We start from the raw sequence: 17091 nt of genomic DNA, 5'->3' as shown, positions 1-17091 counted from the left end.
CGCCTGCCGATGTACATTCATCGGCGGGCGGGACGTTGTGTTGTGTATGGTTTCTTAGGTGTATAGGATGTGTTCTTCAGGTGCAAACGACTCTAGGCCTCCGCATCCCCGCGGTGCAGCAGCTGGGGACCGGCGATCCCGGGATTGGTCATCTCATACGGATCGAGAATGATGTTCAGCTCTTCCTCGGTGAGCACGTTATAGAGCAGGCAGAGCTCGCGGACCGGCCGTCCGGTCACGATGGCCTCCCGGGCGATCCGGGCGACCACTTCGTAGCCGAGGTGCGGATTCAACGCCGTGATCACGCCGACGCTCTTCTCCACATACTCCCGGCACCGATCGGCATCGGCCTGCAGCTCTTCGAGCAGGAACTTGCGGAACACCTCGAATACCTGGTTCATCATGCCGAGCGACTGCAGGAGATTGAACACCAGGACCGGCTCCATGACATTCAGCTCGAGCTGGCCGGCCTCGGAAGCCAGACAGATCGTATGGTCGTTGCCGATGACCTGGAAGGCTACCTGGTTCACGACCTCCGCCATGACCGGGTTCACCTTACCCGGCATGATGGACGAGCCGGGCTGACGCGGCGGCAGCAGCAGCTCGCCGAGTCCCGCGCGGGGGCCCGATGCCAGCAGACGGATGTCGTTGGCGATCTTCGACATGTTAATCATGCAGACCTTCAGGGCGGCGGACACTTCCGTATAGGCATCCGTATTCTGCGTGGCATCGACGAGATGCTCGGCGCCCTTGATCGGCAGACCGCTCAGCTCGGCCAGATGCTCGACGACCCGCTTGATGTAGCGCGGATCGGCATTGAGTCCGGTACCGACGGCGGTAGCGCCCATATTCACCTCGTACAGGTGCTCGCGTGTCGCCTGGATACGCTTGATGTCCCGGGCGATGACGCGGGTGTAAGCCTCGAATTCTTGGCCCAGCCGGATCGGTACGCCGTCCTGCAGATGCGTACGGCCCATTTTGATAATCGAGTCGAACTCGATCGCCTTGCGCTGGAACGTCGTCATCATCTCTTCCATCGTAACGGTCAGCTTGCCGATCAAGGCCAGCGCAGCCAAGTGGATGGCGGTAGGGAACGCGTCGTTGGTCGACTGGGCCATGTTGACGTGCGTATTCGGACTGACGGTGAAATAGTCGCCCTTGGTTCCCCCCAGCAGCTCGATCGCCCGGTTGGCGATGACTTCATTCGCGTTCATGTTGATCGACGTGCCGGCGCCGCCTTGGATCGGGTCGACGATGAACTGGTCATGCCACTTGCCTTCGATGATCTCCTGGGCGGCTTGGGCCACCGCCTCGCCGATCCGCTTGTTCAGCTGTCCTGTCTCCATATTGGCGAGGGCCGCCGCTTTCTTGACGTACGCCATGGCCCGGATCAGCTCGTGATGAATCCGGTAGCCCGTAATCGGGAAGTTCTCTACCGCCCGCAGCGTCTGAATGCCATAATATGCTTCCACGGGCACCTCGCGGGAACCGAGAAAATCTTTTTCCACCCTCACTTGACCTGTACTCATCCCATTCGCCCCTTATCGGCGGACTCTGCTGCTTACGCCGCCTGTTTGATGGAATCCAAGTATTGATTACCCTTCTTCTGATCATAATGCCCTTCCCACTTCGCCATCACGACGGTAGCGAGCGAGTTGCCGAGCACATTGACCACCGTACGGGCCATATCGAGAATCCGGTCGATCCCCGCGATGAAAGCAAGGCCTTCCAGCGGGATCCCTACGGAGCCCAGTGTTGCCAGAAGGACTACGAACGATACGCCCGGCACGCCAGCGATTCCCTTCGAGGTGACCATTAGAACAAGCATCAGGGTAATCTGCTGGGAGATCGGGAGATCGATACCGTACATCTGGGCGATGAACAAGGCGGCCAGCGCCTGATAGAGCGTGGAGCCGTCGAGGTTGAAGGAGTAGCCCGTCGGTACGACGAACGAAGTAATGGCCTTCGGCACCCCGAATTTCTCCATCTTCTCGATGACCTTCGGCAGGACGCTCTCCGAGCTCGCCGTAGAATAGGCCAGAATAAGTTCGTCTTTCAGAATCCGGATAAATGTCAGGATGCTGGTCCCGCAGAGCTTCGCGATCCCCCCGAGAATGAGGAAGACGAACAGGAACATGGCGCCGTACACCGAGAGGACGAGCTTGCCGAGCGGGAGCAGGGAAGCCACCCCGAACTTCGATACGGTAATGCCAATGAGCCCGAACACGCCGACCGGCGCGAATCTCATGATCAGGTTCGTGACCCAGAACATTGCGTCCGCCACTCCGTGGAAGAACGCGAGCACGGGCTTGCCCCGCTCGCCGATGGCGGCTACGCCGAGACCGAAGATGACGGAGAAGAAGATGATGGCCAGCATGTCGCCCGCTACGAAGGATTCGAAGATGTTCTTCGGCACGATATTGACGAACGTATCCGCGAAGCTGTGGTTCGTCGCTTTCTCGGTCGTATCCACGTACTTCGAGATATCGCTCTTTGTGAGCTGTTCCATGTGGAGGCCGGCGCCCGGCTTGACGATATTGGCCACGAGCAGGCCGAAGATGATGGCGATCGTCGTCACGATCTCGAAGTACAGAATCGTCTTGCCGCCGAGCTTGCCGAGCTTCTTGATATCGCCCACGCCCGCCACGCCGACCACGAGGGAGGAGATCACGATAGGGACGACGATCATTTTGATGAGACGCAGGAAGATGTCGCCGAGCGGCTTCAGCAAAGTCTCTACCGCCGGGTTGCCGTAGAATACGGCGCCGACGATAATCCCGAGGACCAGCCCCACCACAATTTGAAACGCCAGACCGAATTTTTTCACGAGGATCCCGCCTTTGTCATATATTTTGTTGTTATTAAAACGCTTTCTTTTCTTCACCCCCCGGAGCTGCTAGGATGATCTATGAAGGTATTGTAAAAGAGGGGCTACGGGACTCTACAAAAATCTACAAGGTGCTGGCCAATTTTTAATTTATAAGAATGTATATCTCACCAGGGCTCGATCCTGTAATCTTATATTTCTTATAAACACGCATGATAAGGATGAAAAGAAGGGCCCGGGCCGGGATCTGGGTCATCTGCCGGGGGCAGGCAGACTTGGAAAGCATGGGGGAGTCAAGGTATACTTGTCGAAACGTTAGAGAATGGGCGGACGGGGAGGAGGGGATCTGTGGGAAGGAACGAAAAGTGGCTGCTGCTGCTCTTGATGGCGGTGATGGTGCCTCTGGCGGGCGAGCTTCATTTTAACCCGTTCGGGGACGATTTTCGGGTCTCGCTGGGGACGCCGGTGTTCTTCTTCTTTTTGCTCTGGATCCGGGGAGTCCCCGCCATCGCGTCCGGACTGATCGCCGGCGTATGCGTCATGCTCTTCCGGATCGGACTCGGGGCGCTGACCGTGCCGGACCCCGATTGGGCCCGCCTGCTCTGGCTTCATTATCCTGCCCTATTCTATTATCTGGCCTATGGCGCCGCCTTCTTCGCGATGCGTCTGGATCGTCGTCTGGACCAGCCGCTGCTGCTGGGTGTGCTTGGGCTCCCTCTGGAGCTTACCGGGACGGTGACTGAGCTGCTGCTCCGTTATGCCGGAACACCCCGGACCCTTACGCTTGCCGCCTTGAACCAGATTGCGATCATCGCCCTGTTCCGCAGCTTCTTCGTGCTCGGCTTCTTCAACCTGCTCAAGCTGCGGGAATCGCAGGCGGCCGGCGAGCAGCAGCGGAGGCAGAATGAAGAGATGCTCTTGCTGGTCTCCGAGCTCTACGAGGAGTCGCTGCACCTGCAGAAGTCGCTGCAGGATGCCGAACGGATGACGCAGGCGAGCTATGGGCTGTATCAGGCGTTGAAGCAGTCCCCTTCCCCCGGCGATCTGGAGGGGCTCGCACAGCAGGCGCTCGCACTGGCTGGGGGCGTGCATGAGATCAAGAAGGACAGCCAGCGCATTCACGCGGGCCTCTCCCGTCTGATCACGGAGGACGGACTGCCGGATTATATGGCGGTCGAAGAGCTCGCCGGCATCGTGCTGCGGTCCAATGGCCGGGTGGCCCGCTTGCTGGGCAAACGGGTCCGGCTGGAGCAGCGGACCGCAGGCCCCCTCCCGCTGTGCCATGCGTACACGCTGCTGTCGCTGCTGAACAATGCCGTCGTGAACAGCGTGGAGGCTATAACCGAAGAGGGGACCGTGCGGATCTCGGCGGAGCGCAGCGGGGAGCACCTCGTGCTCCGCGTGGCCGACGACGGTCCCGGCATCCCTGTGAAGATGCGCGAGCTGGTCTTCCAGCCGGGCTTCACGACCAAATACGATAAAGCGGGCAGGCCCTCCACCGGCATCGGGCTCGGTTATGTCAAGATGACGGTAGAGGCCTTGTCCGGCTCAGTTGCGCTGCTCCCCGGCATCAGGGGGCGCGGGAACGAGGTATGCATGATACTGCCGCTTGGGCAGATAGGAAAGGAAGGGTAGCAGAGTATGCGATTCTATATAGTGGATGACGATCCGGCGGTCCGCTTCATGCTGGCTCAAATCATTGAAGACGAGGACCTCGGAGAGGTGGCGGGCGAGGCTGAGGACGGGGCGCTGGTGGATTCCAGTGTGCTGTCCCTGAAGAAGGCCGACGTGGTGCTCATCGATCTGCTCATGCCGCGCCGTGACGGTATCGAGACCGTGAAAGCTCTGACGCCCGGCTTCGACGGTCTGTTCGTCATGATCTCCCAAGTGGAGTCGAAGGACCTGATCGCCGAAGCGTACGCCGCCGGAATCGAGTATTACATCACGAAGCCGGTCAACCGTCTCGAGGTGATCGGGGTGCTCCGCAAGGTGGAGCAGCACCTGCTCCTCCACCAGTCGATCCGGGATATCCGGCGGTCGCTCAGCGTCATCGGCATGGACACGATGCAGGAGAAGAAGAGCCAGGGCTTCGGCGACCGGAGCCTGCTCTCGGCCGCAGGCGATGTGCTGTCGGATCTCGGGATGCTCGGCGAGAGCGGGAGCCGGGATCTGCTCGATATGATGCAGTACCTCGAGCGGTGGGAGAAAGCCGGCGGCCCGGAACCCGGCTTCCCGTCCCTTGGCGACGTGTTCCATGAGGTGGCCTTGGCGAGGCTGGGCGCCTCTGTCGCTCCGTCCGACCTGCGCAAAGAAGTGAAGGCGGCGGAGCAGCGGGTGCGGCGGGCGGTGGCCGAAGCCCAGTCCCATCTCGCCTCGCTGGGCCTCATCGATTATTCACATCCGAAGTTCGAGCAGTATGTGGCCAGTCTCTTCGACCTTAGTGAAATCAGGAAGAAGATGAAGGAACTGGAGAGTGGGGAGGCCTCCGCCGCGAGCAGCGTGCGGACGAACACGAAGAAGTTCGTGCAGGGACTGTACCTGGAGTCCAAGCGGCTGGTCAGCCGGTTCTGAGCGGGCGTCCCGGGCACAGAGTCCCCCCAGGCTGAAGCGGGGTCGCAGGCGGCAGGGTTCATGACGATGGAAACGGACACTGGATGAATCAGCAAGCGGAAGGACAGCGGTTCCCGGTAGAGGGAGACTTGTCCTTTTTGGCGTTGGGGCGTACGAAGCCTGCCGAGGCTAAGCCGATCACAGAGGGGGCGGCGGATTGGAATAAGGCGCCGCCCCCTCTGTGATCGGCTGTCCATCATCGGTGTGTGCCCGCCGGCCGGTCAAGGGCGGTCAGCAGGTTTGCTGCGGCATATGGGAGTTGCACCCGGCATATCCGTCGAAATGTAAACCCTTACAATTGCTTATCCTGCCAAACAGGTTGAATTCGGCGCATAGATGTTCCTGGAGGCCACGCTCATAATGGGTGTATTCCTAAGGCAGGAGGTCTCAGGCACAATGGAAACGGATTACGCAGACAAAAGAGCCCCCGGAGCAAGCGGCGTCCCGGATGGACGCGGGCTGGGCCGGGGCGCGTTGGCCAGAGAACTGCTGCGGGACAGATGGCTGTATGTGATGGCACTGCCGGGGGTTCTGTATTTCATCGTCTTCAAGTATGTGCCCATGTACGGCGTCGTGATGGCTTTCCAGGATTACAAGCCGCATCTGGGTTTTCTGGATTCGCCTTGGGCCGGGCTGAAGCACTTCCGCCGGTTCTTCGGGGAGCCGGCGTTCGGGGCGTTGTTCAGCAACACGGTGCTGCTCGCCGTGTACAACCTGATCTTCTTCTTCCCGCTGCCGATCCTGCTCGCCTTGATGCTCAATGAAGTGAGGCAGGAGCGGTTCAAGCGCTGGGTCCAGACGCTGGTGTATATCCCGCATTTTGTCTCCTGGGTCGTCGTGGTCGGGGTCTTCTACATGCTGCTGACCACCGAGGGCGGCGTGATCAACGAGCTTCTCTTCGCACTGACGGGGGAGAAGATCGCCTTCCTGCTCGAACCGGGCTGGTTCCGGACGATGATTGTCACGCAGTCGATCTGGAAAGAGGTAGGCTGGGGCACGATCATCTTCCTCGCGGCACTCGCCGGTGTGGATATGCAGCTCTATGAGGCGGCCCGCATGGACGGGGCGAACCGCTGGCGCCAGCTCTGGCACATTACGCTGCCGGCAATCCGCAGTACGATCGTGATCCTGCTCATCCTGCGGCTCGGCTCCTTCCTCGACAGCGGATTCGAGCATATCTTCCTCATGCTGGCCCCGACGAACCGGGAGGTTGGCGAGGTGTTCGACACCTACGTGTATATGAAAGGCTTGACGCAGGCGCAGTACAGCTATAGTGCGGCGGTCGGGCTGTTCAAGTCGGCCGTGGGGCTCATCCTCGTCCTCGGCGCGAACTGGCTGGCGAAGCGCTTCGGCGAAGAGGGCGTGTATTGATTCTAAGTCCAGGCTGATAAGGAGGAGATAGGCCATGATGCAAGACCGGACTTTCGGCAACCGTCTGTTCGATACGGTCAATTCGGCGGTGCTCATCCTGGTGGCCCTTTGTACGGTGCTGCCTTTCGTCTACGTGCTCGCCGTGTCGTTCACCGATCCCCATGAAGTGGCCAAAGGCGGGATGATCCTCTTCCCGACGAAGTTCTCGCTGGCGGCTTACGAGTACATTTTCTCCACGGATACGCTGGTCAAAAGCCTCGGGGTATCCGTCTATGTGACCGTCGTCGGCACGTTCATCAACCTGCTGCTGACCTCTCTGCTCGCGTACCCGCTGGCGAAGCCCCACTTCCGGGGGCGGCAGATCATCCTGCTCGGCGTGCTGTTCACGATGCTGTTCTCCGGCGGCATGATCCCTTCTTACTTCGTCGTGAAGGAGCTCGGCCTGACGAACACGCTGTGGTCGCTCATGATTCCGTCGGCGATCTCGGCGTTCAATCTCATCGTGCTGCGCAACTTCTTCCAGCAGATCCCGGACGGGCTCGAGGATTCGGCGAAGATCGACGGCTGCAGCGACCTCGATATCCTGTTTCGGATCGTGCTGCCGCTCTCGCTGCCGGCGCTTGCGACCTTCGGCCTGTTCTATGCGGTAGCCCATTGGAACACGTTCTTCCATGCGATCCTCTACATCAATGACCATAACAAATGGCCGGTGCAGGTGCTCCTGCGGGAGATTGTCATCCTCGCGCAGAGCCGGATCGGGGAGACGTCTTTCGAGGAGACGCTGATCCAGCCGCTGACGATTCGGATGGCGGTTATTGTGTTCGCGACCGTACCGATTCTGCTCGTGTATCCGTTTTTGCAGAAGCATTTTGCCAAGGGTGTGCTGCTCGGTTCAGTGAAAGGATGACGTTCCTGCGGATCTCATCATCTATAGGAGGGGTTACGATGACAAGAGCAAAGAAGAGCAGACGCTGGATCGCCGGGATGTGCGCGGCGGTCATGGCCACGGGGGTCCTCGCAGGCTGCGGGGGAGACTCCGGAGAGGCGAAGCCGGAAGCGGCGGCAGGGGACGCGGGGAGCAGCGCGCCGCAACGCATCACGCTGGCAACCGCGCAGGTCGGGGATGTGCCGGCTGCGGACAACGAGGTCGAGAAGGCGATCGAGAGCTACACGAACACCCAGCTCGATATCCAGTGGATCCCGAGCGCGGCCTACGACGAGAAGATCAATGTGATGGTCGCGGCGGACGAGATGCCGATGATGCTGCGAGTGAAGTACGTCCCCACCACGATCTCCTCCATCCAGTCGGACCTGTTCTGGGAAGTGGGGCCGCTGCTGAAGGATTACAAGAATCTCGCCGCGCTGAACAAGCAGTATTACGAGAACATCTCCGTCGACGGCAAAATCTACGGCATCCCGCAATTCCGCGATATCGCGCGTTCTGCCGTGATTTACCGGGAAGATTGGCTGAAAAAGCTCGGCATGAAGCCCCCCGTCACGGTGGATGAGTGGTATAATGTCCTTAAAGCCATGACCCTGAACGATCCGGACGGCAACGGCAAGAACGATACGTACGGCATGGTGCTCGGCAAAAAGTACAATGAAGGCGTCTCTGCCCTGACGACCCGGATGGCGGTGGCGATCGGCGCGCCGAACAAGTGGGCGGTCGATGCCTCGGGCAAGTTCACTCCGGAATTCGTGACGCCGGAGTTCCATGAGATCCTGAAGCTGTTCCGGAAGCTGTTCGCCGAGAAGCTCATCAACCAGGACTTCGCGGCGTTCGAGGATGCGGACGCGGAGAAGATGTATGATTCCGGCCGCGTAGGCATCCGGATCGCGGTGGCCCAGAATGCGAAGAGCATGCAGGACCGGCTCTCGAAGACGGTGCCGGACGGCATCTACGACGTCATGCCGCCGACGGGCCCAAGCGGCGTGCGCGCCGCGGGCGAGAGCGGGAACAACGGCTTCTTCGTGTTCCCGAAGTCGAAGGTGAAGAACGAAGCGGAGCTGAAGAAGCTGCTCGCCTTCGCCGACAAGCTGCTGGACGAGCCGATGGCCACGCTTCAGCTGCGGGGCATCGAAGGCAAGCATTACGCCAAGGTGGACGGCGGCAAGACGGAGTTCAAGGACTTCAGCGCCTTCCAGCGTGAAGTGAAGCCGTACCGCGACTCGCTCTTCAACCTCGAGGGCTATAACGTGGCGCCGCTGAAGGACACGCCGCTCGGCGAGAAGGGCACGAAGATCCCGCCGGAGAACCTGAAGACGGCGGTGCTCAACCCGGCGCTCAACCTGACGTCGGCCACGTATTCCGAGCGCGGCAAGGAGCTCGAGCAGATGATGTACGACGCGCAGACGAAGTACATCATGGGCAAGATCGACGACGCTGGCCTGCAGGCGGAGATCGAGAAGTGGCGCAAGGCGGGCGGCGACCTGGTCGCGAAGGAATACGAAGCTGCCTACGCGAAGCAGAAGAAGTAAGCGCGGGAAGGCAGCCGGGTACAGACGTTGGCTGAGCTTGTGCGCGGGGCGGAGCCCTGGATGCTGTTCGCCGCAGGCAGGTAGACAGTTGGCCTGCTGGGCAGCTTCGGTAGACAAGCGCCGTTGCCCGGCACAGGCACCGGACATAAGATGCTTTGCCGGTGGCGGATGACTACGAAGGATCACGAAGAGTTGAAACGTTTTAGTAGGCTAGACAAAAAGCTTCAACAAAAGGCCTAAGGCAGGCTCAGGGTGCTCTCGCGCCCGGAGCCTGCTTTCCTGCATAGATGCGGACTTGGGGCCTTAGGAGGGAGAGAGACAATGCTGCAGCGAATCAACAAGACGATGGAAACCTGGATGCCGCTGATTACGCCTAGCAGCGTATTGATCGGGATGCTCCTTTCGGCATGGTTCTCGCCCTTCACGGCTTGGGTGCCTTGGATCTTTGCTTTCATGACGTTCTCCGGGAGTCTCAGCATGAACTTCGGGGATCTGCGGCGGGTGCTCTCGCATCCCATGCCGATCTTCGTGTTCCTGGTTGTGGTCCACGGCGTCATGCCCCTAATGGCTTGGGGCGTCGGCCACTTGGCGTTCCCGGACGATCCCCTGACGGTGACCGGACTTATTCTGTTGTTCTCGATTCCGACCGGGATCGTCAGCTTCATGTGGGTATCGATCTATAAGGGCCATATCGCCTTGACGCTGTCGATGATTCTAGTCGATACGATGCTGTCCCCGTTCCTGGTTCCGCTCACCCTCTCCGCCATGGTCGGCACCAAGGTGCAGATGGACGTGTGGGGGATGATGGAAGGGCTTGCCTGGATGGTTGTCGTGCCGTCCCTGCTCGGGATGGCCCTGAACCAGTGGACCCGCGGCGCGGTCAAAACCAAGCTGGGTCCGAAGCTGGCTCCGTTCTCCAAGATCGGCCTCGCCGTGGTCATTATGATCAACTCCTCGGTGATCGCCGGCTATCTGAACGGGTTCACTCCCGAACTGCTGTATCTGGCCGCGGTCTGCGTGGGGGTCGTCGCGCTCGGCTATGGGATCGGCCGGGGGACGGCGGCCGTCTTCGGCTGGGACCGAAGCGTCGCCGTGACGATGACGTTCAACTGCGGCATGCGCAATATCAGTGCGGGCGCGGTGCTCGCGATCTCGTATTTCCCGCCGCCGGTGGCGCTGCCGGCGATCATCGGAATGATGTTCCAGCAGATGATGGCATCGCTGTTCGCCTATGTCTTCTTCGGGCGCAAGGCGGCCGCCCGGCCAGCCGGGGCCGCCGAGGGCAAGCCTTCGGCATAAATCGGCGGTGCAGCCCGGCAGGGGCGATTCTGCGGCATGGTATATAAGGTACAAGAGGCGGGCTCTCAGGAATGGGGGCTCGCTTTTTGTTATCAGGCATGCGGCAGTAAGGACATCGGCTTTAAGGAAACGCAAAGCTGGCATTCAGGATGCTTTCAGCTTGGGGCGGTAAGATGATCTTGTAAGCAGCAAGGACAACAACGAACATAACAACTAAACCAACTTACAGGAGGAATTACCCATGAAAAACTTCAACAAGAAAGTCATCGCCACAACACTCGGAACGGTCTTCGCACTTGGCGCCATGGGCTCCGCATTTGCAGCACAAGCGACTACGACAACAGGGACCACCGGTACGGCGGCGATCAAATCGATGTCCTTCAAGAAGGACCGCGGCGGCAAGAACCTCGAGGCGCTCGCAGCCGAGAAAGGCATCACGGTTGCCGAGCTGAAGGCCCAGCAGGAGCAGGAGCGCCAGGCGAAGCTGGAAGCGGAAGCGGCCGAGAAGGGCATCACCGTGGACGTGCTGAAGGCCCGGAAGGAGCAGGAGCGTGCCGAGCACGGCCCGAAGGGCGGCCATGGCGGACCGGACCTCGAGGCGCTTGCAGCCGAGAAGGGCATCACGGTCGATGAGCTGAAGGCGCAGCAGGAGCAGGAGCACCAGGCGAAGCTGGAAGCGGAAGCGGCGGAGAAAGGCATTACCGTCGACGAGCTGAAGGCGCAGAGGGAGCAGGAACGTGCCGAGCACGGTCCGAAGGGCGGCCATGGCGGACCGGACCTCGAGGCACTCGCAGCCGAGAAAGGCATCACGGTCGACGAGCTGAAGGCGCAGCAGGAGCAGGAGCGTCAGGCGAAGCTGGAAGCGGAAGCGGCTGAGAAGGGCATCACCGTTGATGAGCTGAAGGCGCAGAGGGAGCAGGAACGCGAAGCGAAGCTGGCGGAACTTGCTGCGGAGAAAGGCGTCACGGTGGACGAGCTGAAGGCGCAGATGGAAGCAGGACGCGGCCATAGAGGCGGAAGTCACGGCCCGCAGGATCTCGAGGCGCTTGCCGCCGAGAAGGGTATCACGGTGGATGAGCTGAAAGCGCAGATGGAACAGGAGCGCGAAGCGAAGCTAGAGAAGCGTGCGGCTGAGAAGGGCATCACGGTCGATGAGCTGAAAGCGCAGATGGAGCAGGAGCGTCAAGCGAAGCTGGAGAAGCGTGCTGCTGAGAAAGGCATCACGGTCGATGAGCTGAAAGCGCAGATGGAGCAGGAGCATGCAGCACGCGAGGCGAAATCGGCGGCCAACTAAGCATCAGCAGATAGGTCACGAGAGGGCGGATTGTCCGCCCTCTTCTTTGTCTTTGTTTGCTTCATCAGCTTCAGTGAAGAAAATATAGAGAGTTTGTGGAGAGAGTGTTAAGGGGCGCGGGCCGGGTGGTTCGCCAGCCGCCGCTCCGCTCTTTTTCATTTTTTGAAGGCGAAGACGCATGATTTGGGCCGCGGTGTTTAAAGCTATAGGCACGGAGGACGCCAGCCGACCGATGCCGGATGGAGGGGGGATTGCGCCTTTTGTCAATAAATACAAGGAGCATTTCGCAAATCTTTCGGATGATCGCATGAAATTCTGGTAAGAGTAATAAAGAAATCTCCTGTCACATGTTTGCTCAGCAGAGATTCATCAATTCAGATGAAAAATGGAGGTTACCGACGTGAACATTTTACGTGACGAGCTTAAGAAAACTCGCGACGGGTACGTCATCACGATTCACCTGTCAGCGGACCGGACGGAATTCGCCAAAGAGCTTGGCGACAATCCGGAGCAGCAGCGGGAACTTCAGAAAGACGTTGAAAGCTACGTCAAGAAGAAGTACCCGAACCTGAAGGTAACGACGGCGAAAGTCCTGCTCGGCGGACTTCTGATATCGACGATTCCGCTGGGCGGCCAAGCCCATGCCGCTACGCCGACAGGCGGCCCGAAAGATATCGACAAGAGCTCTTCCTGGGCGCAGACGGCGATCTGGAACCTCGTCGACAAGAAGATCATCGAGGGCGACGAAGCGGGCAACTTCAACCCGCAGGGTACCATGACCCGCGATGCGTTCACGGCGATGCTCGTTCGTGCTATGGTTCCGGCAGACCAAATGGTAACGCCAGAGACGCCGACGTTCAAGGATATCCCGAAAGACCACTGGGCTTACTCCTACGTCGAAACGGCTGTGGCCAAAGGCCTCGTGAACGGTACGACCGACACGACCTTCTCTCCTACGGACAACGTAACGCGGGAGCAAATGGCTACGATCTTCGTACGCGCCCTGGGCGTTCCAGCTGCCGATCTGGCAGGCATGGGCGACAAGCTTACGTTCGCGGATAAGGATTCCATCCCTGCCTACGCCAAAGATGCTGTCGGCTACGCGGTATCCAAAGGCCTCATGCAAGGTACGACCGACACGACGTTCGACGGCGGCAAGAACGCGACCCGCGAGCAAGTGGCAGTGGTTATGGACCGCTATCTCACAGGCGGTGGCGTAGTTACACCTCCGGTAGTGACAGGCAAAGTGTCCGTATCCGAAGTGAAGCCGACAGGCGTCAAGACGGTTACGGTGAACTTCAACCGCGACGTAACGGATGCAGAGAAAGCAACGTTGTCTCTGACGAAGGGTTCGGTGCCAGTCGCAACAACAGCCAAGTGGTCCGACGATAAGAAGTCTGCCGTACTTACGATTACGGATACCAAGCTTACTGCAGGTACTTACACAGTAACACTTGGCGGACTGGCTGCTGATGCGGTGGATAAAACGACGGCTGAGTTCACGGCACAGGACGAGACGGTGTCCAAGATCGAGTTCGTTAATGCGAACGATACGATCGCTAAGGGCGACAAAGTCCTCATCAACATCAAAGCGACAAACCAATACGGAGAGAATGCTTCCTACTCCGCCGGTGCTTACTCGGTATACTCGGATACCAAAGCAAATCCTACGTTGAAGAAGCTCGATAATGGTGATCTGCAGTTGACTCTGAACACAAGTGACGCCAGCTTCCAATCCGGTATCTCCATCGTGCCAGTGAACATTTATCACACGGATACTCGGGTAACCGCAACTAAGAACTTTAAAGTTGGTACAACTGCCTTTATTTCCAAGGTGGAATTGGGCACACTGAAGTATAACAACGGTAAGGATTCCATTGCCGGTACAGGAGAGACAGCAACCGTTGATCTGCTGCAATATGACCAGTACGGCAACCTTGTAGCTTATAAAGCTGATAATATGAAAGACGTTCAAGTCAACATTACTCCATATGAGGAAAAGCTCAAATCGGAGGCTGGTGATACGAACAATGATGATATTGCCGACATCAAGTTCTCGCTTACAGGCAATGTAGATAAGACAGGGGATTATACGTTTAATGTCTACAGCCAGGCGGGAACTGCTTCGGGCACTATTAAAATCGCCTCGGCCAAAATCGCGAATAAAGTTGAAATTGGTGAAATGACCGATGTCATTGCAGCCGGTGACGATGAAGCCTTCGTTCCGATTGTTGCCTACGATGCCGCCGGAAATAAATTAAGCTTGGATGACTTGGTTAGTGATGAGAACAAATCCCGTATTAAGTTCAATATGGCTGGGGCCGAGTTGGTAACTGTCGGAGAAGATAAAGGCAGTGTTCGGATACCGAAAGCAAGCATTCCGGATTCCTCCGGAGGTATGGTAACTCTGACTGCAACGATTGCTACAGCTAACGCTAACAGCGTTGCGACCAAATCGTTCACGGTTCAAGATGTTCGGGTTCCTGAAACATTCAAGGTGAAAGATGATGCGGATAAGAAAATTATCGCTGGAGCAGAAAGCAAATTCGAATTTGAGGTTTATGATCAATATGGACAAGAGTTTGAGAAGATACAAGCAAAAGACAATGACGGTGTTGACCTGGTAAGTAATGGGGACCCTGTTCCTGTCCGCGTGGATGCCAATGGCAATATTACTGCTTCCAATGGCTATATCTATAACATTGAGGTTACGCCAACCATTACAGGTAAAATTTCAATGATAGACGGCGGGGGGAGAACTCTTGCTGATGCTACCCCGCAAAATTACAACAGCAACACGCTGCTATCCGAATTTAACGATGAACAGAAACTTATTGCCGCACCGGATGCTGCACCAGGTGATAAATTATCGTTTGTAGCAAAAATTCAAAAAATTGATGTGGCAAATCAGAATAAAGTTACTGATATTGCTGAGATTAAACGAGATATCGAAGTTGTGAAAAATGATGCGGATCTTACCTACAACATTTCGACTGTAGGCGATCTGTTCAACGCTATCGACAGCAAAGATGATCTTGGTCTGAATACTGGTTTAGGCCACGATAAGATTCACAGCAAGCTGTCCAAAGAGATTGAATTAACGGCGACCGATGCGGGTGGAGATAAAGTAGCCCTACCTAAGATCATTACTGCCGTAACCACGGATAATCCAGCTGTTGCACAAGCGGGAATATACAATGGCGCTGATGCGGATGATGTAGGTAAAGCCTACATTATCGGTAATAAGAAGGGTACAGCTAAAGTCAATGTATCCTTTAAAACAAATGAGGGCGAGACTTTAACACGTACCTTCACCGTTAATGTTAAAGATGATGCTATTACCACGACCAAACTTGTGGCTGGTGAAAAATCGGTCAAAGTTGCGGATACCGCCGGTAAATCGGCATATGAGTTCATGGATCTGACGCTGACCGACAACTATGGTACCGAATATGAAGATAATGAGATTAGTGAATACAATTATCTCTTCGGTACAACCTTCAGCATCAATAACGTAAAACTAGTCAATCCAGCTCTTACTGTAGCGCTGGATAATACAGTAAGTATTGATCCTGCTACTGGAAATGTAACTATTGGATCAAACGTTAAAAGCTTCGAAATATCAGCAAATACTGCAGCCGGCATTTCGGCTTCCACCGGTGTTACTAGATAAGGTCCATTCGTTAAGGTGAAGGAAGCGGGGTTGGGCGAGTTTTTGCCTATTGCCTCCTCCAAACCAATATTAAACCGAAGGAAAGACAAGATATGTGTCTTTCCTTCGGTTTTTTGCTGTGAAAAACTAAGTTGGAGGGATTCCGAGAATGAATAATAGGTGTTGGATAGAAACCCTCACTTCCCCCTTACCTTCCCCGCCACCAGCAACACCCCTGGAAACACTATACATACCGAGAAAGCGTATAGCGGCCAGATCGTAGCGGTAAAATCATAATACTCAACGGAGTTCGGTGTGATGATCTGTGCCAGGATGACCAGCAGGGTCCCGAAGGGAACCAAGAGCGGCCGATAGCTCTTGAGCCTCGCCAGTTTGGCCGTGCCGATGACCAAGGCGTACATGGTGATGGCGAGCTTAAAATAGATCGTGATCATCCACATGATCGTGATGATGATCTCCATTCTCTCCAGGAAGTTGCCAATGCGGATCTTCTTGGCCATGACGAATGTCGGGTAGGTACTCCGTGCCGTTATGTCTGGGCCTAGGGCAAGGAGAGCCACTATGATGATAAGGACTACGACGGCACCGCCGCCCGCCACACCATAGGCGTAAGATCGCATCGCTTGCTTCTGGCCTTTGACGAACGGCACGATCATGAGCAGCGTAACGACTTCCATGAAGGGAATCGCCAGCATGGCGTAGCTTCCTTTCACTACGGGGGCCCAGCCATGGGCGAGGACCGGCTCGAGGTTGACGGTTTTGAACTCCGGCAGCAGAAAGATCATCAACAAGGCTAACAAACCGATCACCCAAGGGAACAAGATTTCGCTGCTGCGGACCAGAGGTTCCAGCCCTAAGGATAACCCGTAGAGGGCGACAGCCACCACGATGACATAGATGGCCTGGATCGGCGTCTCAGGCATGATCTGAGTGGTCATGAAGTCGCTGAATTCCCTCAGCAGGCTGGAGGAGAGCAGTGTCCAGAACGGCAGCAGGGCCACAGCCGCGGCGAATCCGCCCCAGGTTCGTCCCAAGGCGGATTCGCACATGTCGGTGAAACCCTGGCCGGGATAAATCTTCTGAAGGGCCCGGAACAGAAGCAGGAAGAGAAGTCCTGCGGCCCAGGCCAGCAGCGCGGAGAGCCAGGCGTCGCCCTGAGCGTGTTCAGCGAGGATGGAGGGGATGACAAGGATGGGGTCTCCAATGGTGTACAGGATGGCGATGATCACGAACTGCCTGCCGGCGATTCGTCCTTTCTCGAGTGGCTGCTGCATGGCGTGCTTGCCCTCCTTCTCCATAACACTAGGCTTCCGGGAACATCATACGGTACACGGGACGGTACAGGGCATTCAGCCAATCGAACGGACTCGGTATCTCGATATGCAGCGCCCACAACAGGTGCAGTCCGGCCGCGCCTCCGAGAAGGAATAAGGAGAAGAACAGCTCCCTGCGCATCCGTCTCTTCCACAAATAAATCCCGTGGCCAAGGAAGGCTAGCAGGGCATAGATAACAATGGCCGACTTCACCCACATGGGCAT

The 17091-nt window shown here is 57.3% G+C and carries 14 protein-coding genes; 9 read left to right on the top strand and 5 right to left on the bottom strand.

Features of this window, described 5'->3' with window-relative positions; genetic code table 11:
* Positions 1-92 precede the first annotated feature (92 nt).
* Together aspA and O9H32_RS24470 are read right to left on the bottom strand one after the other, a co-directional pair.
* Complete coding sequence (gene aspA / locus O9H32_RS24475) at positions 93-1529, bottom strand: aspartate ammonia-lyase (protein ID WP_269868747.1); 1437 nt, start codon at positions 1527-1529, stop codon at positions 93-95.
* Positions 1530-1561: 32 nt separating this feature from the next.
* Positions 1562-2827, bottom strand: a complete 1266-nt coding sequence (locus tag O9H32_RS24470; RefSeq protein WP_269868746.1) for a cation:dicarboxylate symporter family transporter — start codon at positions 2825-2827, stop codon at positions 1562-1564.
* A 348-nt stretch (positions 2828-3175) separates the two neighbouring features.
* Here O9H32_RS24470 and O9H32_RS24465 point away from each other — a divergent pair, with 348 nt between their 5' ends.
* From O9H32_RS24465 to O9H32_RS24430, 8 genes are all read left to right on the top strand, one after another.
* Positions 3176-4462, top strand: a complete 1287-nt coding sequence (locus O9H32_RS24465; RefSeq protein ID WP_269868745.1) for an ATP-binding protein — start codon at positions 3176-3178, stop codon at positions 4460-4462.
* Between the two features lie 6 nt (positions 4463-4468).
* On the top strand, positions 4469-5398 hold the full coding sequence (locus O9H32_RS24460; RefSeq protein ID WP_269868744.1) for a response regulator: 930 nt from the start codon (positions 4469-4471) through the stop codon (positions 5396-5398).
* Between the two features lie 83 nt (positions 5399-5481).
* Positions 5482-5622 (top strand): hypothetical protein, encoded by a 141-nt coding sequence (locus O9H32_RS24455; RefSeq protein WP_269868743.1) that lies wholly within the window; start codon positions 5482-5484, stop codon positions 5620-5622.
* Positions 5623-5833: 211 nt separating this feature from the next.
* Positions 5834-6808: an ABC transporter permease gene (locus O9H32_RS24450; protein ID WP_269868742.1), complete on the top strand. Its 975-nt coding sequence runs from the start codon at positions 5834-5836 to the stop codon at positions 6806-6808.
* Positions 6809-6842: 34 nt separating this feature from the next.
* Positions 6843-7715 carry a carbohydrate ABC transporter permease gene (locus tag O9H32_RS24445; RefSeq protein ID WP_269868741.1) on the top strand — a complete coding sequence of 291 codons (873 nt, stop codon included), beginning with the start codon at positions 6843-6845 and terminating at the stop codon, positions 7713-7715.
* A gap of 38 nt (positions 7716-7753) precedes the next feature.
* Positions 7754-9286 carry an extracellular solute-binding protein gene (locus tag O9H32_RS24440; protein WP_269868740.1) on the top strand — a complete coding sequence of 511 codons (1533 nt, stop codon included), beginning with the start codon at positions 7754-7756 and terminating at the stop codon, positions 9284-9286.
* Between the two features lie 321 nt (positions 9287-9607).
* Positions 9608-10585, top strand: coding sequence for a bile acid:sodium symporter family protein (locus O9H32_RS24435; protein ID WP_269868739.1), 978 nt, complete (start codon positions 9608-9610; stop codon positions 10583-10585).
* Positions 10586-10826: 241 nt separating this feature from the next.
* A complete protein-coding gene (locus O9H32_RS24430; RefSeq protein ID WP_269868738.1) occupies positions 10827-11879 on the top strand; it encodes a hypothetical protein in 1053 nt (350 codons plus the stop codon).
* A 15-nt stretch (positions 11880-11894) separates the two neighbouring features.
* Here the strand turns inward: O9H32_RS24430 and O9H32_RS24425 are convergent, their stop codons facing one another.
* The gene (locus tag O9H32_RS24425; RefSeq protein ID WP_269868737.1) at positions 11895-12188 is read right to left on the bottom strand and encodes a hypothetical protein; all 294 of its coding nucleotides are present in this window, start codon (positions 12186-12188) and stop codon (positions 11895-11897) included.
* Between the two features lie 91 nt (positions 12189-12279).
* On the opposite strand from O9H32_RS24425, the gene O9H32_RS24420 reads away from it, so the two are divergent.
* Complete coding sequence (locus O9H32_RS24420) at positions 12280-15552, top strand: S-layer homology domain-containing protein (RefSeq protein WP_269868736.1); 3273 nt, start codon at positions 12280-12282, stop codon at positions 15550-15552.
* 176 nt (positions 15553-15728) lie between these two features.
* On the opposite strand, the gene O9H32_RS24415 is transcribed toward O9H32_RS24420, so the two are convergent.
* The gene (locus tag O9H32_RS24415; RefSeq protein ID WP_269868735.1) at positions 15729-16826 is read right to left on the bottom strand and encodes a GerAB/ArcD/ProY family transporter; all 1098 of its coding nucleotides are present in this window, start codon (positions 16824-16826) and stop codon (positions 15729-15731) included.
* Positions 16827-16854: 28 nt separating this feature from the next.
* Positions 16855-17085, bottom strand: a complete 231-nt coding sequence (locus tag O9H32_RS24410; protein ID WP_269868734.1) for a hypothetical protein — start codon at positions 17083-17085, stop codon at positions 16855-16857.
* Positions 17086-17091: the final 6 nt, after the last annotated feature.

Origin of the sequence: Paenibacillus caseinilyticus (assembly GCF_027533645.1) — a bacterium.
Classification (GTDB): Bacteria; Bacillota; Bacilli; order Paenibacillales; family NBRC-103111; genus Paenibacillus_G; species Paenibacillus_G caseinilyticus.
The sequence above is the reverse complement of the archived record's forward strand: the minus strand, read 5'-3'. Positions and strand labels throughout refer to the sequence as shown.

Coding starts and splice junctions, on each gene's coding strand:
- aspA (WP_269868747.1), bottom strand. CDS start 1,529: ATGAGTACAGGTCAAGTGAGGGTGGAAAAAGATTTTCTCGGTTCCCGC.
- O9H32_RS24460 (WP_269868744.1), top strand. CDS start 4,469: ATGCGATTCTATATAGTGGATGACGATCCGGCGGTCCGCTTCATGCTG.
- O9H32_RS24455 (WP_269868743.1), top strand. CDS start 5,482: ATGAATCAGCAAGCGGAAGGACAGCGGTTCCCGGTAGAGGGAGACTTG.
- O9H32_RS24450 (WP_269868742.1), top strand. CDS start 5,834: ATGGAAACGGATTACGCAGACAAAAGAGCCCCCGGAGCAAGCGGCGTC.
- O9H32_RS24445 (WP_269868741.1), top strand. CDS start 6,843: ATGATGCAAGACCGGACTTTCGGCAACCGTCTGTTCGATACGGTCAAT.
- O9H32_RS24440 (WP_269868740.1), top strand. CDS start 7,754: ATGACAAGAGCAAAGAAGAGCAGACGCTGGATCGCCGGGATGTGCGCG.
- O9H32_RS24435 (WP_269868739.1), top strand. CDS start 9,608: ATGCTGCAGCGAATCAACAAGACGATGGAAACCTGGATGCCGCTGATT.
- O9H32_RS24430 (WP_269868738.1), top strand. CDS start 10,827: ATGAAAAACTTCAACAAGAAAGTCATCGCCACAACACTCGGAACGGTC.
- O9H32_RS24425 (WP_269868737.1), bottom strand. CDS start 12,188: ATGCGATCATCCGAAAGATTTGCGAAATGCTCCTTGTATTTATTGACA.
- O9H32_RS24415 (WP_269868735.1), bottom strand. CDS start 16,826: ATGCAGCAGCCACTCGAGAAAGGACGAATCGCCGGCAGGCAGTTCGTG.
- O9H32_RS24410 (WP_269868734.1), bottom strand. CDS start 17,085: ATGTGGGTGAAGTCGGCCATTGTTATCTATGCCCTGCTAGCCTTCCTT.